Below are 24,588 nucleotides of genomic sequence, written 5' to 3' on the forward strand. Positions count from 1 at the left end.
AGGGAGATCCCCTCCGCTACATCACGCAAGCTGCTCAAAACGCCCCGAATTCCCATCGATTTACGTGCTCACGCTCACCTGGAGGCGACAGAGAACGCGCTACCAGCGGCTCTGGCCCTGTCCCATCGAACCGTGTTGAGCCCCGCGCCACCATTCGCAGCCAGACCGCTCGACATCTTCGCGAGGGCACCGTTTGACTTCCATATACGGGTGACGCAGCATCAATTCGCCCATCGCTTTTTGTTATTCGCAAAGTCCTGCACCGGCCCACACGTTTCGTGTTCGAACACGAGATTTCGCATTGGTTCCATAACGGTGGGGTCCGCATTGCAATCACCAGGGCACACCTTTGCAAACTATCCAGCGAATGAATAGCTGAGGTTCACCCGCTTTTCGCGGCATGAGTGCCATTTCGAGCACACGTTGAATAACTTCGGCGTACGAATTGTTTACACGTCGCTCAGCCGACGGTGCAGCAATTGTCACCTATTCCCACGACGGCCGACCGAGCATTAACTCATGCCGCTCGCCCGACCAGCTCGCCTTTGCGGGCAGGCGGACGTGTCACACACAAGCCCAGTCCTTGCAAGGCACTGACACGTATGAAATACAACGTCGCCCGCTCCCGTTTGGGGAGTCGGGCGACGTCGGACCCGAATCGCGATCAATTCTGGTGTCGCTCAACAGCACTGATCAAGGGGCGGACGTTGACAATTCAATCCGCAGCTCGCCAACCGATATGGCCGACCCTTTCGGCGCACTTGGGCCATCGACTCTCACCAGCGAGACGACCACTCCGGAAGCGCCGGCTCCGAGGCGCTGCATGAGTTCGGTTGCGGGAAAAACCAGGACAGGCGCTTGACTATGCGCCGATTCGGCATGATGCATCGCGGCGGATATCTCGAATGGGCCTAACGTGCCGAGAAAGTGCTTCTGGCTCACACCGTCGACGTCCCCTTGCTCGGGAAGATTCAAATACACGTTGTAGAAGTAGCCACCTTTCCGACCGAGTTCGGTGACCGTTACGCTATCAAGGACCACGTCAACAGAGCGATAGGTTGTCGCTGGCGCCGCGTTACTCCCCTGTTGAAGAGCCGCCGCGGCTGACCTGCCCTTCAGCGTGTCCTGCAACGCCGCGGATGCTGACGAAGATAATTGAAGCTGCGCACTGACGGACTTCTCGTTGAGCGACATATTGGCCACACCGCCGAGCGAGCGCCGGCCTGAATCAATCGCACGCTCACTCGTTTTGGAGAAACCTGCCAACGCGGGACGGCCATGAATTGGCCCGAGTTGTGCCTGAACACGGATTATGCGACCTTGCTGCGCGGTTGGCGGGAGTGAAGTCGGCACAGTGGCGTTGGCATATTGATAGTTCAGGAGCGAAGGCATATAGGTCTTCGACTTCAATATCGTAAGACCCTTCGCATAGGTGAAGCTGCCACTCCAATAGGAGTTACTTGGCAACGGCAACGTCGTCTGTGGTTGCTGCGACCATGCGTCCCACAACCGGTCCACGTTGGCATGATGCAAATAGAAGATCGGGTCTGTCGGAGACTGCATGTCTGCCATCCAACCGCCAATCAGGTTATGCACTGGATTATGCGGAGCAGACTCGAACGATGCCTCATACGAATTACTCGTCCCCCGCGGAAAATTCACTACACTTGGCGCAAACGGCGCAAGCGTCAGGGCACTCGACACATTTGAATTTATACGGCCGCTAACATATAACGGATTACCCGTAGCAGCATCCAGAAACTCCTGGGGTATTGTCGGATAAGAGTAATAGTCCCAATATGGCAGCGTCAAACTGTTGTCACCCGAAACAGTTCTCAATTGCTGCTCGAAATAATATAAATAACCCCGATGCCATGCGCAGAAATACGGCACCATATGAGGACAATAATTTACATGGACGTTAACCCAATAAGACCAAGATGTCGGTTTCGTCGCATCTGTTGCAGCTTTCATAAGCCTTATTGCGGTTTTAAAAGATTCGAACTGAGGTGTCAACTTGAACGCCTGCCATTCCTGTCTTGTATACGGGCCTGTAGCTCCCATTGCCGGGAGCGACATCAATGCGACCGCAGACGCGGATCCCTTCAGAAAGGTACGACGATTAATACTAGATTTAGCCATTTCCGCACCCATTACAATCTTTTGACAGAGAGCCGGCACGCATCCTCCTTCTCCAGGACGCCCGTGCCAACACGATGAAGTCTCTTCCACGATATACGCCAACGACTTCGGGTGTTTAATATTCCAGCCCCCGAATGTGCGGGACCGTACACAATAAAAATTTATATGGAATTCTCGCCTTACAATTCGTCTTATCATGTACACGCGGGTGCTATTGGGCCTCGCAAGCGACAAGCGATCGGGAAATAATAATGTTATTTGGAATTCGAGCGACGTATCTCTGATTTGAATCCAGCTTTGTTTGCCCCCCCGAAAGCAGCGGTCTACCATCAACCTGGAGACACCATGCGCACACAGGGAACGCACATTCAGGTCGTTTCGGATCCGAGAGCATTTGCAGCATTGAAAGATGACTGGACCGACCTCTGGTCAAGGTCCGACGGTCAGTATCACGAATCGTTTTCCGTATGTTCGCTAAGCTGGCAGAACTTGGCGAAACCGCAAGGCGGCGCATTGCGCTGCGTCGTCGGTTATTCAGATTCGAAACTGGTAATGGTGTGGCCGCTTGCTCTGTACCGTCGCGGGTTGTGGACAATGCTGAGATCGTTGGGCCCAGACTCTGCGGACTATTCGTCGATACTGCTTGATCCTAAGGAAGATACGGTCCGATTGACACAACTAGCCATACGTGCGGCAATGAAAGACTGTGGCGCAGCGATCATTCGGCTGCCCTATGTTCACACTGACTCGAAGCTGTTTCGGTTCCTGTCCGGCAAGGGATCATGTAGTTACAATGAGCCCCGACATGCCAGTGTCGCGTATCTGCGACAGATACAGGACTGGGACTCGTTCTGTGGGTCGCTCGGTACCTTGTCTGGTAAAAAGCCCGGTGCGCTCGAGCGTCGCATCGCCAAAAAAGGAGCCTTGCAAGCGGTGGTCATAGCACCCACCGACAAGCATGCCATTAGTGAACTGGTCGACTGGACGCTGGAACACAAGCGCAAGTGGGCCCAGCATGCGTCGAAGCAGGGAGCCTGGCTATATTCGCAGGGCTATCGTGACTTTCTTGTTTCCATACTGTCTGCGCAGCCCGATCAGCCGGCTGCGCGCCTTCATGTCATCCTGTTTGATCAAAAGCCGCTCGCCACGACAATTGTAGGAATGGGCAAATCATCCGTTAAAGGATTGATCACAGGATTTGACGAAGAATTTTCAAAATACAGCCCGGGGCATCTTGTCGTCGAACACATGGTGAAGTGGGCATACGACCACAACTTCGATTTCGACTTTGGGGTTGGCACAGAGCCGTTCAAGGCGTACTGGAGCCGCAATTATGAGTCACAGTATGCGAGTGTCGAGATTCCGGCGAGTGCCTGGGGCCGCGTCGCCCTGAGCGCGAAGAGGTTACTGCATATGAAGGCGGCCAGTCCGCCCTTCTCATGGTTCAAAGGCGGCAAGGTGTCGTCTCCAGCCAACGGCAACACAACACTAAGAAATGGAGCATTGCATCGTCAAGCGGACGATCAGCTTGCGAACTGACAGTTCATTTCAACATGGAACGCTTTCAATGAACAGAGGGTTGACCATCGTTGGGCGGTTTGATGCAAATACCTGTCCTCGTTGCGGCCATGTGGCTGCGCGCGATCACCGTTATTGTTCCGTTTGCGGCGCCCTACTCCCGAGCACCCGCGCTGAGCAATTTCATCGCGGGCTGTCCCTCACCCCGCAAACTTACGAAGCAAAATGCCCTCAGAGTATGCTTCTTCAAGTCGGGCGTTACGCTAATCGTTTAGTGGGAGACCCCGATCGTCCGGCGCTCCCGTGGCGCCCTTCGATCGTGAGTGAAACAGTCACAATAAGAACGACATTGCTCGTTTCCATTGCGTTAAGCGCAGCGACGGGAGTTATTGTTTATCTGATGTCCACCACGCACGTCTCGGCTCCCGTCGTGACCGAGGCCCCCCCTCCGCTCCATGTGGAGCAAGAAACCAGCGAGCCCGAAGCCATCCCCTCTGGCGGCTACCTGACAGAAAAGACGCTACACGACATCGACGCATCCATCAAAACCCCAACCGGCAACGTTCGCGACCTCATGGTGTCGAGCGACCCTCCCAAACCAGGCGCCACCAACGAAGGCCTTGGTGACGGGGCACGCGATGGTCAGTCACGTAGCGAATGTCAACCGGCTGGGCAGCCGCCCCAGCAGGTTGGCTCCGCCCCACAGCCGGTTTGCCAGACAAATGGCGCGCCTGAAGGAGAGCGTGTCAACTCACGTAAGACGATCTTCTCAGAAACAACCGACCCGGTTGCGCTGGAACGAACGATTCGTGAATACGGTTGGAGTAAAACAGACCTTTCTCCGTAATGACACTGCAGGCTCTCGACTTCAGCAGAACACCCACACCCACATTATGGAATGTGTTTTTTTTGCTAAACGGCAAAATTTTTTATTCTGAATTGGCCGGCATTTCTATTTATCCGAAGAATAGTTTCAAGTACCGGCAAGCTTAGCTGTGGCGGGGCGTACCGCAAAACATACGAGAAAAATAGCCCTTTTCACGAGTTACGCTTCGTTACGAAATATATCTCGTCTGATATTGAGCCGACGTGCGAGACGCTTATCATCGCTCCCGTTTGTAAGGCATCACCGATCACGCTCATCATCCGCCGCCGGCAGACATCGATGTGTGGCCAACTTTCGTCAAGCCGTTCGACGCACCATGAACGCGTGCCTCGCAGCTAAGGCTTCTTGACGCATTCATCCCCTCGCTCGACATTGTCTCGCTCATGCATGCGTGAGCGATGCCTTTTTATCGCGCAAACCTTTGTTTGCCATAAACGGACCCGCTACGCGGGATCAACGACCTATGAGCTCCTCCATCGACTATCGGCAAAATCCACTCATCACTCGCAGAAGCTTTCTCACTGGCCTTGCGCTAAGCGCTGGCTCCATGGCACTCGCTGGGTGCGGCGGAGGCGATGGCAATCCCGTGGCCTCCACGTCCGTGCAGGCCCTGGCGAATGCCGCAACATCAACTCCCACCACCGTCGTCAACGCCTCTTCTTTCGGCGTCAAAGCAGATGGAGTCACCAACGATCGCGTAGCGCTCCAGAACGCGATCAACAACTCTGTCGGCAAAATCCTGCTCATTAGCGGCAACGTGCGGATCGACTCCGGGGGCGTCGATCTACGTACGAATAGCTACGTGCGCTTCGCAAGCGGCGCAACAATCAAGCTCTTACCCCACAACACGGCCATCTACCAGATCATGCGCATCTGGGACGTGACGAATGTGACGGTTGAGAACGCGACGCTAGACGGTAGCAAACAGCTCAATAGCGCGACGCCTTACCCCGCCAGCGGCGGCGGTGGCCATGCATTCTCGATCGCAGGTGCGTCTGGTGTCACGCTTAAATCTCCGACGACGATCAACTGTTGGGGCGATGGCATTTACATCACCAATTCCTTCCGTTCGCCGCAGGTGGTGCCGAGTAACATTTACGTGTCGAATCATCACGCAAATGGTTGCCGCCGGCAGGGGGCGTCGATAATTAGCGGAAATGGAATTACTTTCGATAGTCCGCTGTGGGAGAACATCGCTGGAACGCTGCCGTCGGCGGGCCTGGATATCGAGCCCAATACGAATGCGTCCACCCTTCAAAACATCAAGATCAATAGCCCGACCACCCGGAATTGTCACTTTGGAATCAATGTCTATCTAGCTAATCTTCCTGGCACGACCCCGAAGACGGTGTCGATCGATATCTCGAATCACACCGACTACGCAGCGAACGATGCAGGCTTCTATGTCAGCGGTCTTGCGCTACATGGGTATGTCGTCACCGGTCATATTACGAGCGCGTCACCAACCTTCGTTCAATCGAAGAGCGGCTTCCGCAAAGCAGTGTGGGATCCGGCGGGACCGGCCGTCGAAGTGACTAACATTACGACCAGATAAGACCGACTTCCGGCGGCGGCTGCACGGGCCTGGTTAGACCTCGCCCGTGCATCTTCAGTTACCGCAAACGTCCAGCATTGGCAATGCTGCCCTCACTAACTCGTTGCGTGTTGTCGGGCCTTTAATACATTGCAATACACCTGTTGATAGCTTCTCCAGCTTCGCTCGATCGAGAACAACTGTTCTACGCGATGCCTGGCGGCCCTGCCCAACTGGCCTCGCTCGGCCGAAGGAATCGAGAGCACTGCTGCAAGAGCCTGCCCCAACTCCTGCGGGCGCTCAGGCGGCACGAGTCGTCCCGTTTCGCCGACAAGATATGCCGTATCTCCAACATTAGTCGCGACGCAGGGAACCTGACACGCCATCGCCTCAGCGATCACTGTTGGCAAAGCTTCGCTTCTCGACGACAAACAGAAGACGTCCAGCCCCGCAAGCAGCGTTTGTGGTTCGCTTTCTGGCCCGAGTAGATGACAATTGTTGAGTACGCCGGAACTCCTCAGAAGCGAAACCAGCTCCTCGTTGCTGGGATCCAGTCCGCGACCGGCCATAATGAAATGACAGTCAGGCATCACCTTCAGCAGGGTGCGAAGCGCTTCGCTAAATGTCGGATAGTCTTTAACGGGATGATAGCGGCCGACAGTACCAACGAGTATCGTCGACTCGGGTACCCCGAGCCGGCGACGCAACGCAGAGCCTGCCTTTTCGTCAATCCGGAACTTTACGAGATCGATTCCGTTTGGAATAACGATCATCTTTCTGCCGCAATAACCGCCCTCGGAATGCGAGGATTTCGCCGCCTCAGCACAGCATACAATCACGTCGGGTATCTTCGCGGACAGGAATGCGCATGCTTTTGCTATCCAGCGAGTACTGCGGCTACTCCCCGTCAGTCGCAAGTCCGTGTGATGGATACCCCATGAAAGCACTGGTCTTGCCCGAGGCTTTCCGCGCAGGCGGCGCAGAAGCTGAGCCGCATAGACACTCATTCCCGCCAGCAGGTCGGCGTGGTACATCCACGTCTGCACGACGTCCGGTTGGAGTTCATCCAGCCAGCGCACCAACTGGAACACGCTTTTTAGACGTGATCGATTACGGTCCATTCCAAGTATGCGCACCTCGATGCCCTCGTCTGCCAGGACGGTGGCAAGGGGGGCCTGGGACGACAGCGAGATGACAGAATGATGCACCCCATCGTGGCGGCCGGCGCGAACGAGACGGACAAGCGAGGTTTCGGCGCCGCCAACGGCCAGATCAGTGATAACGTGGACGACCTTCATGGTGCCGTCCCCTCCTTGGCAACGGAAGGCAGCCACTCCGGTTCAAGCAGTTCCCTGTAGACATCGAGCGTTCTAGAGATGACGATGCGCTCATCGAACTCCGCAAGTACTTTCTGTCGGGCCGCTATGCCAAGCCTACGTGCAGCCGCACGGTCGTCGTCGAGAAGGCGGATCGCATTCGCAAGTGCCACACTGTCACGCACGGGCACCACGAGCCCGTCTTGCCCATTTACAGCGACCACCTCGCGACACCCTGGCGCATCTGTAATAACGAGCGGTAGTTCGCATGCAGCCGCCTCGATCATCGACTTGGGCAGGCCCTCCCGATAACTCGGTAAAACGGCAACGTCGCAGTCCGCATAGAGTCCTGGCATGTCACTCACGTGGCCCCGCCACTCCACAAGCCCCTCGTTGATCCAACTCTGCAGGGTTGCCTCGTCTATGGAAGCGGGATTTCCGGGGTCCGGCGCGCCAGCCAGAATAAAGCGGATTTTGCGGCCCGCTCTTCTCAATTGCCGGCTTGCTTCGACATACTCAGCGATCCCTTTGTCCCACAACAGCCGGCCGGCGAGTACGACACGCAATGGCGTCTGGCTTTGTGGATTGCTCTGCCGCTCTCCAGGTTTAAACCGTTCGACATTGACACCAGACCCTTTGATAAGCCGAATAGCGCTTTCGTCGACGATGTTGGCGTCACGGAACATTGACTGATCGTCGGGATTCTGAAGTATCACCGCACTCGAACGACCCCGCAAGGCGAGACGCATTATGCCGCGAACTATTGGTCTTAGCACGCATGCTTTCATGTCCCGGCTCGAGAACACATAACCCATTCCCGCAATGGCGTTCACGCGTGCCCTCACCCCTGCAAGACGCGCGGACAGTGAGCCGTAGACTGCACACTTGATCGTGAATCCGTGTACGAGGTCAGGCTTCTCCTTGCGCAGCAAGCGCGCAAGCCACATGACAAGTGCGAGTTCACGGACTGGGTTAAGGCTCCGTCGATTCATCGGCACCGGAATCCACTGGAATCCGAGCGAGATCAACTTCGCGCCATATTCTCCCGGAGGAGAAAGAAGAACGACTTCGTGACCCGCGTCCCGCAACGTGCGGGCAAGTGAAAGGCGGAAGTTGTAGAGATACCAGTCGGTGTTGGCAAACAATACGATCTTGCTCATTATTGCTCCTCGCGCATGCACAGCCCCAGCCAGGTTCCGAAACTGTCTTTTGTGGCGGATATCCGCTTTTCTATCGTCGATATTCAGGTGCACTCGCGTGCGAAAGCACTATCGCCGCCGTGCGCAGAAGACTGTGCAACGCCAATCGACAGAAACAGTTCGCTCCATTGGTCCAATACGCACTCGATCGAGTATCGTTCTTTGATCGACCTCGCCGCGCTTTGACCAAGGTGCATTCGCAAATCACCATCCCCAAACAGCCGGCTGAGCCCCTCTGTGAATGATTGAACATCGTCCGGGGGAATCAGCATGCCATCGCGGCCGTCACGCATGATCTCGCGAGGTCCCGACGGACAGTCGAACGCAATGGAGGCAATGCCGAGTGCCATCGCCTCCATAAGCGCCATTGGCAGCCCTTCGTACTTCGACGACATGGCGAACACGTCGGAGGCAGTCATTTCCGACCATGGCGATGCAGTCTTGCCAGGCAGGAAAATCCGGCCGCTCAGATTCAGCCTCGATACCAGCGCTTCGAGGCGCGCGCGTTCCGGACCCTCGCCCCAGATCCATAAGTCCCAATCCGTGAAAGAGTCGGCGAGCGCAGCAAAAGCCTCGATGAGCAGGTTGAACTGCTTCTGTGCGTGCAATCTTCCGACCGCGACGAGCCGCTTGCGTCCGACATCCGGTCCAGTGTTTTCCGCGCCTTGTGTCAAGGTCGGCAAGACAGCTGGTTTCGTCATTGCAAAAATTTCGTCGGGAAGGGGATTGGGAACGACAAAAGGCTTTTGCACGCCGGGTACCATACGTTTGAATGGCGCCACTGCACTTTCTGTCAACACAGTAACGGCGTCAGCAAAGGGATAGGTCAACCGGGGAGCAAAACGCCATAACATCGACCGGCCATCCACTGCGGGATTGTTATGTTCGCAGACCACCGCGGGTACATGCAGGCCGACGTTCGCTAATATGGCGGCGACATTCACATTGGTCAGAAACGATATCACTACGTCGGGCCGACTCTGACTAATCAGACGGCGCAACGCTCTATATCGCGCGAGATATCCTCCCAGTCTGCTTCGGCGCTTGCCAACATGATCGGCAAGGTACACCAGCCTGACCTCATCGGCGAGCTTATAAAAACAGGTCCCTCGCCCGCTAAAAGTCGCAACCAGTTCGACCGAATCTCCACGCTTTGCCCACGCATTCATGAGCGTCGACGCAACCCGTTCCGCTCCTCCACTCCCCATCGAACTGACAAGCATCATTATCTTCATGATTTTCTCTGCGCCGACAACGACCACGTATACGCGTACCGAGCATAAATAATCAACGTCGTCGCATGCATTAGTGCGGTTCCGAGCAGAATGCCTGCGATGCCAAACCAGTGGCTGAAAATCATGGTTCCAGATACTTTGGCCGCAACCCCTGCCAGCGCTATGGTCGACATTTGTCTATAGCGACCGGCCCCTGCGGAAAGTGTCAGTAGAACCAGACTGGAAAAGTAAAAGGGAACCTGTATTTGGCCCCAACGAAAAAGTTGTGCTACGGCTACCGTATCCTCAGCCGTAAAAGCTCCTCGCTGGAATGCCAGACGGATCAGATCGGGTGCAAATACAGCTGCGCCAAGCGCCACACACGTGCCACATAGAAACATGAGGATTGTCCATCTGACCGCCGTTCTACGCGCGTGGCAAGGGTCTCCCGAGTGAACGATGTCTGAAAAAACGGGCAGCGTCGCCTGGCCGATGGCGAGTGCCCCCATACTCAGAAAGAGTGAGAGCACCCTGTTGGCATAACCAAGCTTGGCGACAGCACCATCACCAAACTGAACAGCCATAAACTGATCGAACAGCGGAGTGCAGCACATGATCAGTTGACCCACAGCCAGAACTCGTGCGGACACAAGGACGCGGCGCCATTCAGGCGCCGTGGTCTTCAGCCGGAGTTTGATCGGAATTGGATCCAGCCGACTTAACAACCATCGCCCAATAAGCGTCTGCGCCAGGTAACCGCCCACACTCCCCCAGATCAGGGCAATTGTTCCCACCTGTTTATGCGATAACAGCACGAAGCAGAGCACAAAAACGGCGGGAAGTCCCTCGAGAAGTGTATTGATGTGTCGTTCCCTCGATTGCATTCTCGCGCCATATGTACCGGACGCCAGCATCAAAATGCCAATCGGAGCCATGTAGGTGAACATATCGCGACACAGATCGATCGTCTCTGGCGAAAGATTTCCGGCAAGCACGTGGATTGCAAATGGCCAACACAGAAAGAGCAGAACCGAAAACCCAACGCCGACCGCGATAACCCATGCCTCGAGCTCGCCAAGAAAAACCGCCTGTGCCTGCAGGGGCTGTTGGCGAAGTTCAACGAATACGGGGATCAATACGATGCCGAAGATCGTCATGGCGGCCGCCGGCATCCAGCTGACGAGTGCCAGCGTCAACTGATACGCGTCGACAATCCCACCTGTGCCAAATCGGTACGCGACTGCGACCTCTTTGAATGCGCCAGCGCACCTTCCTAACAGCACGAAGATCGAAATCCTTGCCGCGCCGCGCGCAATGCGCATGTGGTCGGGATGGATCTTCGGAAGACGACTTCGCCACTCCGCGAATTGTGAGTTCATCCACTCACCTCCCGCCTGCTGGTGTCTCGAGTGCCACCTCGTTCGAGCCGCCCGATGCCCCCCCTTTTGCAAATAGCTGCACATACCAGGGCATGGCGATCGCCAGCCCTTGCGATAGCGTTATGGGTTGGCTATATCCAAGAAGCTCCTCTGCCTTCCTCACGCTTGCGAGAGAATGACGGATATCGCCGGCACGTATCGGCCCATGCACCGGACCGGTCTCGGCCAACGCGATGCCAAGATGAGTGAGCGACGCCCGGAGATGTGCATACAGCTGATTCAGCGTAGTGCGCTCTCCGACTGCGACGTTGTATACCTGGTCTCGGCTGGCGGTATCGGCGAACGCAGCGAGCAGATTCGCCTGGACCGCATTGTCGACATAACAGAAATCGCGGCTAGATTCGCCGTCTCCATTGATCACAACATCCTCACCGTTGATGAGTGCTGCTGACCAGCGCGGTATAACGGCTGCATACGCCCCGCTTGGGTCCTGTCGACGACCGAACACATTGAAGTAACGCAGGCCGATCGCACTAAGTCCATAACTACGCGCAAACACTGAAGCGTAGAGCTCGTTTACGTATTTGGTGACCGCGTATGGCGACAGCGGACGTCCGATAACATCTTCGGTCTTTGGTAAATCTGGATGATCGCCGTAGGTCGAACTCGAAGCCGCATAGGTGAAGCTCGAAACATTCGCATCACGCGCGGCGACCAGCATATTGAGGAAGCCGCCAATGTTCACCTCATTCGTGGAGACAGGATCCTGCAACGAGCGCGGCACCGATCCCAGAGCTGCCTGATGTAGAACATGATCGGCCATCTGCACGGCGCGCCGGCAGTCGTCGAGACGTCGAATGTCTCCTTCGATAAAGGTAAAGCGTTGCCAGACAGCCGCCCCGACGTTTGAGCGCACCTCGTCCAGATTCTCCCGGTGACCAGTCGAAAAGTTGTCCAGCCCGACTACCCGTTGTCCGAGTCCGAGCAGGGTTTCCAGAAGATTCGAACCAATAAATCCAGCCACTCCCGTTATCAACCATGTCTTAGGATGCGCCACCATTTCACTTCGTATGCGGTCGTAGCTGGTTCTCATGTTAAATCTCCAGTGCTCAATAAGACGTACAGCGCGGCGTTTGCGAGAGGCGCTTACAGGCGCAAATCGCTCGCCTCTTGAGGGAGCACATATTTGAGGTCGTAGAGAACGTGCCTTGATTTACCGAACGATCTGAGTGTCTCAGCGCCCCATTCGACGAATTGCCGATGCGCGACAGCCACCAGCATTGCATCGTATGTGCCCGGCCGAGGTTCCTCAAGCAGCTCCAGCCCGTACTCGTGCCGTGCTTCCTCTCTTGAGACCCACGGGTCATAAATGTCCACATTGACGCCATAGGCCTGCAGACCACGCACAATATCCAGGACACGCGAGTTGCGAAGATCGGGACAGTTTTCTTTGAATGAAAGACCGAGGACGAGTGTGCGTGCGCCAGGGATGTGAATGTCATGTCGGGTCAATGCCCTGATCAGCTGTCCGACCACATACTCGCCCATACTATCGTTCAGGCGTCGACCTGCGAGAATGATCTCCGGATGGTAGCCAATTGACTGTGCCATGTGCGTCAGATAGTACGGGTCCACGCCGATGCAGTGACCGCCCACCAAACCCGGCCGGAAAGGCAAGAAATTCCATTTCGTACCGGCAGCGGCGAGAACTGACTCGGTGTCGATCCCCAAGCGATTGAAGATGATCGCAAGTTCATTGACCAGTGCTATGTTGAGGTCGCGCTGAGTATTTTCGATTACCTTCGCCGCCTCCGCGACACGGATGCTGCTAGCCTTATGTGTGCCCGCCGTAATGATTTCCTGATACAGTGAGTCGACAAGGTCCGCGACTTCCAGCGTTGATCCTGATGTGACTTTCTTTATGTCCGTCACGCGATGTGCCTTATCCCCCGGATTGATGCGCTCCGGGCTATAGCCGAGATAGAAGCCGGTGTTGTACTTGAGACCGGAGATGCTCTCCAGGATAGGTACGCAGACGTCCTCGGTCGCGCCGGGATACACGGTGGATTCATAGATGACGACATCGCCCGGTTTCAATACCGATGCGATCATCTCTGTGGCGCTCACCAAAGGGGAGAAGTCGGGACGCTTGAACTTGTCAATCGGCGTCGGAACCGTCGCGATATACGCGTTGCAATCGCCAAGATCACTTGAGTCACAGGTGTAGGCCAAGCCCTTCGCCTCGGCCAGTTCCTCGCTGCTCACTTCCAGTGTCTTATCGCGCCCTTCCTTGAGTGCGGAAATGCGAGAACGGTTGATATCGTAACCGATGACCGTGCGCTTCTTGCCAAACTCGACCGCCAGTGGTAGTCCGACGTAACCCAGTCCGACGACCGCAAGACGAAGTTCCTCAAGCTTGTTCATGACTATCTCCCCCTAGACGTTGTATGCGTAACTGGCGGAAACACGCTGATCCTCGCGACTGCGTGTGAGTCCACCAAAACTTATTTCGAACCCGCGTGGTAGTCGTAGGCCAGATAAGACCGACTTCCGTAGCGTCGAGCCATTGCGTAATCCATCGTGTGCATATTGGTGCCGTTCAATAGCACGCCGTTGACTTTGGCCCCGGTCTGGGCAAGTCGCTTGATGCTTTCCTGAAGTTCGCCAACCCTGGTATCGGCAAACCTGGCGACGAGGTAAAGCAATCCAGCGACTGGCGCCATGTTTCCCGCGTCAGAGACGACGAGCACGGGCGGTGCGTCAAGTAAGACAAGGTCATAATTGGCGGAAGCCCTTGCAATAATCTGACGGAACGTATTCGACAGGACCAGCTCCGCCGGATCCGTCGGATATCGGCCTGTCTGTAGCAGGTCGAATCTCGGCATCACATCTCTTGATATCGCCGCGTCAAGTTCAACCGTCCCTTCAATGACTTCCGCCAAACCCGCACCCGGCGCGACGCCAAGGTAGCGATGCAGCCGGCCTTTCCGCAAGTCACCGTCGATAAGCAGAACGCGCTTTCCACCCGAGGCGAGCAGTGCTGCGAGATTCGCCGAAATAAATGACTTTCCGACAGCTGGCAGCGGCCCCGTCATCATCACGACGTTGTTTCGAGCGCCGATCATCGCGAACTGCAATGCCGAGCGCACAATGCGCAGCGCTTCCACCGACGGATCTCTCGGGTAGAGCGACGCCAGCAACATGTTTTCGCGATTGTTGGCTTTCAGCTTGCCATTTAGACGTTCCTGCTCGTCGCTTTTCGGGATCGTGCCGAAAACCCCAAGCCCGGTGCGCGCTTCAATTTCCCTTGAATCGGTCGCTCCGCGGAATACGTAGTCGCGTGCGATAGCGAGTCCAACGCCCACCAGCGCGCCCAACACCAGGGAGACCGCCATCACGAGCAACTTGAGCGGCTTGACCGGCTTATCCGGAAGGTCTGCCCAGTCGATGAGTTGTGCGGAACCCGATTTGCCTGCCTGGATCACCTTCAATTGTTCGATGTTGCTGCGCAGAGTCGTGTACAGATCCGTATTGACCCTGACGTCCCGCTCAAGCCGCATTGCGCCTTGCTGCTCGCGCGGCATCGTTTTGATCTGGCGGCTGATTTCATCCAGAGCCGTTTGCGTCGACGCGATCTGTGCGTTGATCGCAACGACCACCGGGTACGTCGGCGCGTAAGTGGCAAGCAGGGCGTCCCGCTTGCGCTGAAGCTCCAACACCTGTGTCATGCCTTCCGCGCTACGCTGAAGAAGCAGACGCGCCTCTTCGTTCATATCCAGCAAGCCGTGCGTGTTGCGATATGTGTTGTACGCATCCTCCGATTCGCGCACTTGCCTTTCCATGGTTGGCAACTGGCTTTGCAGATAGTCGAGCGAGTTCTTCGCGATAACGGCTTTGCGAGCCGCGTTCCACTGCTCATATTGACGACCGATTTCGTTGATCGTCTCGGTAGCTCGCCGCGCGTCGGTACCTTCCAGCGAAACCTTCAACATGCTGGATTTCGAACCAAGCTCCTTGACTTGCAGAATCTTTTGCAACCGGTCCACCGTCTGTTGACGGGAGTACCTGACCACATCGAAGCGGGCCCCCGCATTTCCGTTTAGCTTTGCGATGAGAAGCGTGATGGGTCCCTGTGTGGTATCGATCCTGAGCGCGCGGCCGACATCGCCCCGAATACCCTCTTCGGGTAGACCAGGACCCTTCAACGCATACGCGTGATCGCCAAGCGCCGTGACGCTGTAGTTCTCGCCGAGCCACGTGTCCGGAACATTGAAACTGCTTAGCTTTATCGATTCCGTGCCCCAGGCGTAGCCGCCCATCCCAAGCAGCCCGGGTGTCGACAAACTGTCGCTGCGGCGTGCGAATAATTGCCCGATGGGGCCGAAGTAATGCGGTTTCGCCTCGATCTCCAGGCGCAAGGCATCGACAGCTCGCGAAACAATGAGCCGGGATCCTATGACCTGGATCTCACTCTCCGCGGTCGACCGCTCATCGAACCCTGGCGAAATATTGTTGAGCAGGTCGTTTCCGGCTTGCCGCGACGGCTGGCCTGTGGAGTCTTCGACCTTGATCAGTACGCTCGACTCATATAACGGGGGCGTCACCAGAATGTAGATGGCTCCCATCATGACGACAGAGACGACGGCTATCAGGACCATCACGCGATACTCGATAATCGCATCGATTATCGCAGCTACCCCTGTTCTTTCGTCGACTGCCGGCCCATTTTCTAATGTGCGTTCGTCTTGCATTTTCAATCCTTTGTAGTACGAAACGGTCCGCCGAACTTCGGCCTGTCGGGCCGATATGCGTTCAGCCAATCAACTGATAATTTTGAGCCCCTCCATGATGATCTTCGGGCCTCTTATGACGTCATAGTCGTCGCTTCTCAATCGCCGCATGCGAGAGCCGACCCACGTCGATGAATTGACCCTGATCGACCCCGTCACAACATTCCCGTCCAGCTTGAGTCCCGATATGTTCAGCGGCGCCACCGCCGACAGTTCGTCACGATGCCCCGAAATTTCGATGTTGATCAGCTTGGCCCGCGGGCCGACAAGCGCCTGCAAGTAGATCAGAATGCCGGTGCGGCAATGTCTGGTCACAGGGTTAACAACACGGATGTTGTCCAGTACGTCGAGATTGCTGTTCGGCTCGATGTCGAGACCCGCCGACGGCAACGTGCCGCCTATCCTCTGCCAGACCGGTCGTTCGATCAGTATGTTCGAGCCGCTGACGATCGAGACGCCCTGCCTGCGGCAGTCCGAGGCGAGATGATCAAGGACAGTGATATGACTCGAGGTCTGACCTTTTCGTTGGTAGCTGTTGGCGATATAAATTCCATCTCCCCAGCACCCAACGGTAACGGGTGAAATCAGGTTCACGTTCGAACTTCCGGCGACTGAAATTCCCATGCCGTAGCCGTCGCGGTCCGCTTCATCGCCCGCTTTGTTCAGATCTTTCTTCCCGTCCAGGACCGCGCCCTCGACGACGACGCCCTGAACGTCCCATATACGTAACATCTGATAAGTTGCCTGCTCGTGCGGCAGCAGCGCCAGGGAAGCACCCGGCTCAAACCGCAGTCGGCTCCCACTACGCAATTGAAGGCCGCTTGCATCGATCCGGCTCGCCCCCGTCAATAGCAAAGTCTTGCCTACGGATTGGTCGATTGCCCTCTGCAGGTTCGTCCTGTCATTCGACTGGCCATCACCCTTCACACCAAACGCCTTGTCGACTACCGTCGGCGTCGAGGCTTGGCCTACGGCTGCTGCGAGTCGAGGCAAACCTGCCCCATTAACAAGAGCAACAGATGCTGCCTTGAGCAGGCCACGCCGCACGCCACAAATGGATGAAGCCCCGCCGTCTGATTTACGAGCAGACGCCGGCCGCAGTTCTCCTGCGGTGTCGTCGGAACGGCACGGCTGTAGCGAGTTATTGGAGTGCACGTCTTGCTTCCCCCGAGCAGAACTCAATCCCCCGACGAGACTGAGTTGAGGCCGTACAACGCCGGCCAGCCCATACAACTGCAACCAGCAAAGACTGAGTCGTCGCTGGCGTACACGTACTCTAGCCGATAGAGAAACAGAAATTCTGTCGGCAACCGCGATTTCATTCATTTGTGTTGGGTACCTCACATATGAAACGGTGGCGTAGCCCCGTTTGCGTATAATCGATCGCACTCCAATGCGATCGCCCGAGTTCGATTTTCTTGGCCGAATCGTTGTGTTTGTTTCCGCATACTTGCCCATTTGAAGAGGGAGCTTTTCCGCCTATCATCAAGCTTCACGAAGCGCCATTCTTCGGCTGTAGTGCGAACGAGAAATGGTCTCGATAGACAACGATATAGTCACCATTTCGTAACGTTTTTTTGATGGTGACTCGGTCATGTAGAAGTTCGAACCAAACAGATTTCCCAGGCGAACGTCATGCTCAACCTAATCTTAAGTTTTGTGAGTTGTTTCCTGATCACCTGGTTGATTGTTCGATACGGCTCGCAAGTCTGTCGCCTTTCTCTGGACTGGGATATTCATTCTGTTCAAAAGAATCATTCCCGGCCCATCCCGCGCATAGGCGGACTGGCAATCGTTCTCGCAACAGGTATCACTTGCATGATCGGTGCAGTCTTCGGGGGCAACCCCAGGGCGGAAACAATGCTGCTGTTGTCGGCCAGCGCGCTTCCGTTTGCCAGCGGTCTGCTTGAGGATTTGACCAAGCGCATTTCGCCCCGCGCGAGACTACTCAGTGCTCTCGTGGGTGCCCTTGCCGGTACGTGGTTGCTAAACGCAGTGATCATCAGGGTTGATCTTCCGCTGATCGATAAAGCGCTGCTTTTCTCGCCGTTCGCCGTGGCGTTCACGTGCATATTCGTCGCTGGCCTCTCAAACGCTGTGAACATCATTGATGGAATGAACGGCCTGTCGTCTGGTGCTTCGATTCTGATATTCGCATCAATCGGTTACGTTGCGCACGACGCGGGCGACTGGTTTGTGATGAGCGTTGCTCTGACGATGATCGGCGCAATCCTGGGTTTTGTCGTATGGAACTACCCGATCGCATCGGTATTCATTGGGGACGGCGGGGCCTACTTCGTCGGCTTTGTGATGGCCGAACTGCTCGTCTCGCTCGTGGTGAGGCATCCAGACGTGTGTGCCTGGTATGCCGCTAGCGTCGCTGTTTATCCGCTCTTCGAAACCGTATTCTCCATTTATCGACGCCGGTTTCTCAAAGGCTGCGCTGTATCGCAACCAGATGATTTGCATCTGCATACCCTCATCTATAAGCGCGTTACGCGCCACAGCTGGATCGCTGCAAATTCCCGCGAGCGCGCCAACGCACGCACTTCTGTTTATCTGTGGCTGCTGTCGATGATTTCGATCACCCCCGCGACTTTCTTCTACAAGAGCCCGGCGGTGCTTTTTCTCGCGATGATCGGTTTCATCGCCGCCTATCTTTTCTTGTACCGCCGTATTGTCCTGTTCAAGACTCCTCGCTGGATCTTCCCTCATCAGAAGCATCCGGTCGAATCTTCTACAGCTGGAGAAACGAACAATCGCTAGAGCCTGTGTCGCCACGAGCGTCGCATCCAGCTATCAGAATGCACGAGCCGCCTTCCGCAATAGAACGGAATAAACCATACGACTGCATTTGCATGTCGGGCGGCATTTGAGCTGATTCACGCGTTCCAGTGAGTTTCCGGCCACTATTTCTGTTTACTCATTAAACACCCGATAAGTGCCAGGTTTACTGCATACGCGATTCGGGTGTATCGCGATTAAGGATGCGGAATGACGCCGTTGTATAACCGCCTGATACGCGTAGCATCGTTAATCGCCCGGCCTGAGTTTAATATTCAAACCGGGCTCAAATGCCGTTTCTAAGTCACGTGTGTCAGCTCATTTAAACGAGCAAGCAAGATCAATGCAGACCAGTATTTCCAGACGATGGCGGAATAAGGAGAGAAGACGATGGCATTAGCTACGGACGCCATATCGTTTGAGGTCGTGCGAGATATCGAGCGTTTCCGCACGCTTCAACCTGAATGGAACGAGTTGTGGCATGCAGCCGATGGAGGCTTCGCCGAGCATTTCGGCTTTTGCCACGCCAGCCTGATGGCGGAAGACCCTGGCTCTCCGCGCAAGCTGCACTGTCTCGTCGGTCGGCACACTGGTCGCATCGTGGTCATCTGGCCGCTGCTCGCGTACCGGTACAAATTGTGGCGATATCTCACGCCCCTTGCACCAGAAAACCGTTCGCCCACCAACATGCTCTTGGCACCCGAATGCAATAACGAAGCGGTCGTGAATTCCGCATTGAACGCGGCAATCAAGTCCGCGCGTGCCGACGTGATCGAGCTGTGGCGTGTGCCGTCTGACTCGCTGCTTTGTCAATGCCTGAAGCGCCATGCAATGACGCGCCGCGAGACGCACGAGCGCACTTACTTCGCGACCTTGCGAGGCGAGACCGACTGGGATTCATTCTGCCGCTCCCGCCCTGGACGAGACAAAAATCCGGACTACGCAAAGCGCAAGCTTGCAAAGCACCTCGAGTACGACATCGAATTGCTTGACCGAAACGATGAGCGCGCCGCATCGATCGTCGACTGGCTTGTTTTGAACAAACGCAAATGGGCACAAGATAAGGACATCGACAGCCGATGGGTGTCTGGCGAATCCAGCGGCAAATTCTGGCGCGACTTGATGATGAACGAAACGTACGAGCCCGGTATGTTCCGGCTTTTCGCGCTCTTGCATCAGGGAACCCCACTCGCCGCGCTGATTGTCGGCGTCGGCCATCGACGTCTGTTCTTCCTGACCGTCACGTATGACCTCACACATGCGAAATTCTCGCCGGGTACCGTCATTCTGGACGAGTGCGTCAAATGGGCCTTCGATCGTGGGTTCGATGCGGACTTCACGCCTGGTAACGAGCCATACAAAGTGTCGTGGAGTGGCAAGAAGTCGTATCAGACCTCTTCAATTCTCGTGATGGCGAGCGCATGGGGATCGCTGGGCTATTCGGCAATGACGTTTGCCCGGCAACTCAAGTCTAGGCTGACGGGCATGGCGAGTCGGGGTTTACCAGCCCCGAAGGGCGCCGGGGACGTGCCGCAGTGACGGCTCGTGGAGATTCAAGCTCAACCCGTCCGCTAACCTCTACGATACGAGCCGCGTCGGCAATCGAGTTGGATCGTATAGGAACGTTGTTTCCGTCCTAACTGCGGCCGCCGTTCCTTTAGTGTCGCCTAAGTGACATGGTTGCTGATTTTCGCGGCCCAAACCAGCTTTACCGCTGGCGCATGCCTGTCCAACGGCTCGCACAAACATCGCTCACTATTACCGCCTACTCCACCGTCACCGATTTCGCCAGGTTTCTCGGTTTGTCGACGTCGGTCCCGCGCGCGCAGGCCGTGTGATAGGCCAACAACTGCAACGGTACAACGTGCAGAATCGGTGACAGTGCTCCGTAGTGCTCCGGCATGCGTATGACGTGGATTCCGCCCTCGCTTCGAATGTGCGTATCGACGTCCGCAAATACGAAAAGCTCACCGCCCCGTGCCCGTACCTCCTGCATGTTTGATTTGAGCTTGTTCAGTAACGCGTCGTTGGGCGCGACGGTGACGACAGGCATCGCTTCCGTGACAAGTGCGAGCGGCCCGTGCTTCAGTTCGCCAGCCGGGTACGCTTCGGCATGAATGTACGATATCTCTTTCAGTTTTAATGCGCCTTCAAGTGCAATCGGATAGTGGAGGCCGCGCCCCAGGAAGAGCGCATTATCCTTGCGCATGATGACCTCCGACCAGGCGATGATCTGAGGTTCGAGAGCCAGTACGCTATTCAGCGCTGCGGGAAGATGACGCAGCTGAGCCACGTATGCGCTTTCCTGTTCCGCATCGACATGGCCGCGCATCCGGCCTAGCGTCGCTGCAAGCAGGAAAAGCGCTACCAGTTGCGTCGTAAACGCCTTGGTTGATGCCACTCCGACTTCTACGCCCGCGCGGGTCAAAAAAGCGGACTCCGTCTGGCGCACCATCGCGCTCGTCGCCATGTTGCAGATAGCGAGGGTGTGCCTGTGACCGAGTGATTGGGCGTGTCTAAGTGCGGCAAGCGTATCTGCGGTTTCACCCGATTGAGAAATCACCACGACCAGTGCTCTCGGGTTCGCTACCGAGTCACGGTAACGATACTCGCTCGCGATTTCCACCTGCGTCGGGATCTTGGCGATTGATTCGAACCAGTATTTCGATGTCAGTCCTGAATGGTAACTTGTGCCGCACGCGAGAATCAAAAGGCTGTCTATCCCTGGAAACACCTCACCTGCGATTGCGCCGAAAACATCTGGGGTCAACGCGTCGGCCTGTGGGACAGTGTCCGTGATCGCGCGCGGTTGCTCGAAGATTTCTTTCTGCATAAAGTGACGGTATGGGCCGAGTTCCGCCACGCCGCCATACGCGGCCACAACACGCACCGTGCGCTCTACGATCCCGCCTTCGCGGTCGGCGATCTTGATCTCATTGGGCGCGAGTTCCACCACGTCGCCCTCCTCAAGATACACGAACCGTTCAGTCGAACCCGCGAGCGCCAAAGTGTCCGAAGCAAGGAAGTTCTTTCCGTCGCCGACGCCCACGACAAGTGGCGATCCTTGCCGCGCGCCAACGACAATGTGAGGCTGTTCCTTGTGCATCACTGCGATTGCATACGCCCCGTTCAATTGCTTGACCGCGCTGCATACGCACTCGAACAGATCGCCGTTGTACATGCTATGTAGCAAATGAGCGATGACTTCAGTGTCGGTCTGAGAAACGAAATCGTAGCCCTTCGCGCGTAACATCTCACGTAGCTCTTCGTAATTCTCGATGATCCCGTTATGCACGACTGCAATGGCATTGCACGAGAATATCGGGTGCGCGTTGTCCGTCACCGGTGCACCATGTGTAGCCCATCGCGTATGCGCAATGCCCGTCCCGCCTTCGAGGCGAACTTCACGAACCTGGTCACGCAGATCGGACACGCGTGCGATGCTGCGCGCCCGGCGCGGCGAGTCGTCCGATAGCACAGCTACGCCACACGAGTCGTAGCCACGATATTCAAGTCGGCGCAGCCCTTCGACGAGCACCGGGACGATGTCTTCGCGCGCAACCGCGCCGACAATTCCACACATGATGTCCCCCTTTCCTATCCGCTCAGATCTCCACCCGATGCCTCAGGGACGAGATCATTGGCTCGTCTATAAGCTGGCTTACCAGGTCGCCAAGGCCGACTGGCGTGTAGCAGTGACGCTTCAATCGTATCGCCGCCAGGCGAACGACTTGTGCCTTCATAGTAATGCGTTGCCGGTGTTTCCGAGGACCTCAATGTACTTACGTCTGTGACCTTTCGAACATAGCCCAAACAACCCATGGATCACCGATCAACGTACCGCCACTCCTACGAAGAAAACCACAAGTTGCTCCGGGACAACGCGGGTTTCGCAAACGGCGGTCTGCAATCCGGTACTACGCAATGCGCCTCTCTATCGCGCTGAGGGACATGTCAATGACGCGGGTTTCAGGGCCCGGGGAGGCTCGCTGCAGGGCACGCACCGCCGCGCGTGCTACTATGGCTCATCCGCCTGCCACGCTGCAGGTGCGGATGGTCCATGACTGTGCGCTTGGTCGCCGAAACGAGGCTGGCCGTCATTCAGGTGTAGCACCTATGAACGTAATATTGATCATCGGCACGGTCGGCGTGCTAGGTGTACTTGCCCTATCTATTGTTGCGATTCTGGATGTCCTGGCCGGCGACGGTCGCCGGTCCCGTGCTCGACAGCGACGTGGACACCGTACAGAACGGGAGCGCGAGAATAGACCGGTCAGCCATGTCAGCAATCGCACCACCGATTGACGACGACGCTCGTCGATCTGGCTACCCTTCGTAGCAGGCCGCCGCGTTGCTGCTCCTCCAGCTAGATGGTTCTATCGCCCCTATGGCGAACCGTTGCCCGCGTTTAATTCAAAGCGGTAGTCCGTGGCGCGGGAATGTCTGTCGCGGATGAACAAGCTCGGTGGGCCGTCGCCGTGCGCGCCGAACACTGGCGCGGTCGTGTCGCTTGAGCTCCACGTCTTAAGCGACCTGAGAAACGGCTCTCCGAAGTGTTGCCCGTATCTCCCCACACCTGTTACCCATGTCTGCGGTCCATACAACTGCTGCAGATAGGTGGCCTAGCCAACAGATCGAAAAATCGCGATGTCAGACACTTGTGCCCCGAGGTACAAGGCCTCGCAGCATCTCTTTCGTGGTTCGGGGGACGAAAAGATGGACAACGAGAGCAAACTGTCGCGTCGCGCGCATGCCGGTTGCGCAGATTCGAGCGGCAAGACAACGGATAGCAGACGTACGCACGCCACAGGCGAGCTTGCGTCCGGACTGTCCGAACGTTCGATCTTTCACGAACCATGGTGGCTCGAAGCGGCTACGAATGGCGCCTGGAAAGTCGCCGAAGTGAAGCACGGCAATACCGTTATCGGCGAGATGCCCTACACGTTGTCGAAAAAGGCGCTGTGGCAAATCTCCACATTGCCTCCACTGACGCGCACTCTCGGACCGGTCATCAGGCCACATCAAAGCGTTGCGGGCGAGCGGGAATGGAGTCAGCGTCTGAGCATCGCACGCGACCTCATAGCGCAACTTCCCAGATGCGCATGGTTTCATCAGCTAATGGATCCACGCGTTTCCGAGGCAGAAGCGCTGGCATTTCGCCTTGAGGGTTTCAGCGTAAATGTCGCTTTTACGCTTATTGCGGATGGCTGGACGGACGAGGCGACGGCATTTTCGGCATTGAAAGGCACCACTCGTACCGCAGTCCGCAGAGCGCAAGAGTGTCTTACTGTCAGATCGATTGATTCTGCGAAGGAATTTCTGGATTTCTACAACGCCAATCTCGCAGCACGCAAGCTCGAAAATGTCTACGGAGCGGCGACGATGGACCGCTTGCTCCATGAAGTGATGAAGCGTGAAGCGGGTACGCTGATCGGCGCTTTCGATGCCAAAGGCGCACTCGTTGCCGGTAGTGCAATGCTGTGGGATACCCGGGCCGCGTACTACTTCCTTACCGCCCGGCGTCCCGACGCTCACAGCGGCGCGGTCAGTCTCATGCTGTGGTCAGCGATGCGTATCGCGGGAGAGCGGGGCCTCATTTTCGATTTTGATGGTGTTTCAACACCCGGCATTCTCAAGTTTCTTGGTGGATTTGGCGGCCGCCTCGTGCGGCGCTTCGAAATCGAGCGGACGATGCCCGTCTATGCCGCCTTGCGCACGACCCTGCACCGCGCGCGGGCGATTACTACCTATGCTAGGCCGGCGCAGGCGACAGCCGGAGAACCCCAGCGCATTTGAGCACATGGACACACGAGAATGCTCGCCGTT

General features: G+C 56.3%; 16 protein-coding genes. 6 read left to right on the forward strand and 10 right to left on the reverse strand.

Translation table 11 applies throughout. The features are described 5' to 3' along the window. Window positions 1-693: 693 nt before the first annotated feature. Window positions 694-2,181 (reverse strand): tyrosinase family protein, encoded by a 1,488-nt coding sequence (locus SB822_RS50265; RefSeq protein ID WP_410858265.1) that lies wholly within the window; start codon window positions 2,179-2,181, stop codon window positions 694-696. Between the two features lie 306 nt (window positions 2,182-2,487). On the opposite strand from SB822_RS50265, the gene SB822_RS50270 reads away from it, so the two are divergent. From SB822_RS50270 to SB822_RS50280, 3 genes are all read left to right on the forward strand, one after another. After that, window positions 2,488-3,681 carry a GNAT family N-acetyltransferase gene (locus SB822_RS50270; protein WP_410858266.1) on the forward strand — a complete coding sequence of 398 codons (1,194 nt, stop codon included), beginning with the start codon at window positions 2,488-2,490 and terminating at the stop codon, window positions 3,679-3,681. Between the two features lie 298 nt (window positions 3,682-3,979). Then, window positions 3,980-4,507 (forward strand): hypothetical protein, encoded by a 528-nt coding sequence (locus SB822_RS50275; RefSeq protein ID WP_410858267.1) that lies wholly within the window; start codon window positions 3,980-3,982, stop codon window positions 4,505-4,507. A gap of 502 nt (window positions 4,508-5,009) precedes the next feature. Then, entirely contained in the window at window positions 5,010-6,101 is a 1,092-nt protein-coding gene (locus SB822_RS50280; RefSeq protein ID WP_410858268.1) for a hypothetical protein, read from the forward strand. A 95-nt stretch (window positions 6,102-6,196) separates the two neighbouring features. On the opposite strand, the gene SB822_RS50285 is transcribed toward SB822_RS50280, so the two are convergent. The 8 genes from SB822_RS50285 to SB822_RS50320 form a co-directional block, all read right to left on the reverse strand. Then, window positions 6,197-7,378, reverse strand: coding sequence for a glycosyltransferase family 4 protein (locus SB822_RS50285; RefSeq protein WP_410858269.1), 1,182 nt, complete (start codon window positions 7,376-7,378; stop codon window positions 6,197-6,199). Then, the gene (locus SB822_RS50290) at window positions 7,375-8,556 is read right to left on the reverse strand and encodes a glycosyltransferase family 4 protein (protein WP_410858270.1); all 1,182 of its coding nucleotides are present in this window, start codon (window positions 8,554-8,556) and stop codon (window positions 7,375-7,377) included. Before SB822_RS50290 ends, SB822_RS50285 begins: the two co-directional genes overlap by 4 nt. A gap of 83 nt (window positions 8,557-8,639) precedes the next feature. Further along, the gene (locus tag SB822_RS50295) at window positions 8,640-9,830 is read right to left on the reverse strand and encodes a glycosyltransferase family 4 protein (protein WP_410858271.1); all 1,191 of its coding nucleotides are present in this window, start codon (window positions 9,828-9,830) and stop codon (window positions 8,640-8,642) included. Continuing rightward, window positions 9,827-11,188, reverse strand: a complete 1,362-nt coding sequence (gene murJ / locus SB822_RS50300) for a murein biosynthesis integral membrane protein MurJ (RefSeq protein ID WP_410858272.1) — start codon at window positions 11,186-11,188, stop codon at window positions 9,827-9,829. The genes SB822_RS50295 and murJ overlap by 4 nt, the downstream gene beginning before the upstream one ends. Before the next feature lie 4 nt (window positions 11,189-11,192). Continuing rightward, window positions 11,193-12,281 (reverse strand): SDR family oxidoreductase, encoded by a 1,089-nt coding sequence (locus SB822_RS50305; protein WP_410858273.1) that lies wholly within the window; start codon window positions 12,279-12,281, stop codon window positions 11,193-11,195. 53 nt (window positions 12,282-12,334) lie between these two features. Then, window positions 12,335-13,612, reverse strand: a complete 1,278-nt coding sequence (tviB, locus tag SB822_RS50310) for a Vi polysaccharide biosynthesis UDP-N-acetylglucosamine C-6 dehydrogenase TviB (protein ID WP_410858274.1) — start codon at window positions 13,610-13,612, stop codon at window positions 12,335-12,337. An 80-nt stretch (window positions 13,613-13,692) separates the two neighbouring features. Continuing rightward, the gene (locus tag SB822_RS50315) at window positions 13,693-15,939 is read right to left on the reverse strand and encodes a polysaccharide biosynthesis tyrosine autokinase (RefSeq protein WP_410858275.1); all 2,247 of its coding nucleotides are present in this window, start codon (window positions 15,937-15,939) and stop codon (window positions 13,693-13,695) included. 69 nt (window positions 15,940-16,008) lie between these two features. Beyond that, a complete protein-coding gene (locus tag SB822_RS50320; RefSeq protein WP_410858276.1) occupies window positions 16,009-16,905 on the reverse strand; it encodes a hypothetical protein in 897 nt (298 codons plus the stop codon). A gap of 708 nt (window positions 16,906-17,613) precedes the next feature. Between SB822_RS50320 and SB822_RS50325 the strand changes: the two genes are divergently transcribed. Together SB822_RS50325 and SB822_RS50330 are read left to right on the forward strand one after the other, a co-directional pair. Beyond that, window positions 17,614-18,744, forward strand: coding sequence for an MraY family glycosyltransferase (locus tag SB822_RS50325; RefSeq protein WP_410858277.1), 1,131 nt, complete (start codon window positions 17,614-17,616; stop codon window positions 18,742-18,744). Window positions 18,745-19,530: 786 nt separating this feature from the next. Next, window positions 19,531-20,301: a GNAT family N-acetyltransferase gene (locus SB822_RS50330; protein ID WP_410858278.1), complete on the forward strand. Its 771-nt coding sequence runs from the start codon at window positions 19,531-19,533 to the stop codon at window positions 20,299-20,301. Window positions 20,302-20,527: 226 nt separating this feature from the next. On the opposite strand, the gene glmS is transcribed toward SB822_RS50330, so the two are convergent. Then, on the reverse strand, window positions 20,528-22,345 hold the full coding sequence (glmS, locus tag SB822_RS50335) for a glutamine--fructose-6-phosphate transaminase (isomerizing) (protein ID WP_410858279.1): 1,818 nt from the start codon (window positions 22,343-22,345) through the stop codon (window positions 20,528-20,530). Between the two features lie 1,133 nt (window positions 22,346-23,478). Here glmS and SB822_RS50340 point away from each other — a divergent pair. Continuing rightward, entirely contained in the window at window positions 23,479-24,558 is a 1,080-nt protein-coding gene (locus SB822_RS50340; protein WP_410858280.1) for a GNAT family N-acetyltransferase, read from the forward strand. The last annotated feature ends 30 nt before the right edge of the window (window positions 24,559-24,588 follow it).

Origin of the sequence: Paraburkholderia sp. SIMBA_054 (genome assembly GCF_046534875.1) — a bacterium.
Classification (GTDB): Bacteria; Pseudomonadota; Gammaproteobacteria; order Burkholderiales; family Burkholderiaceae; genus Paraburkholderia; species Paraburkholderia hospita.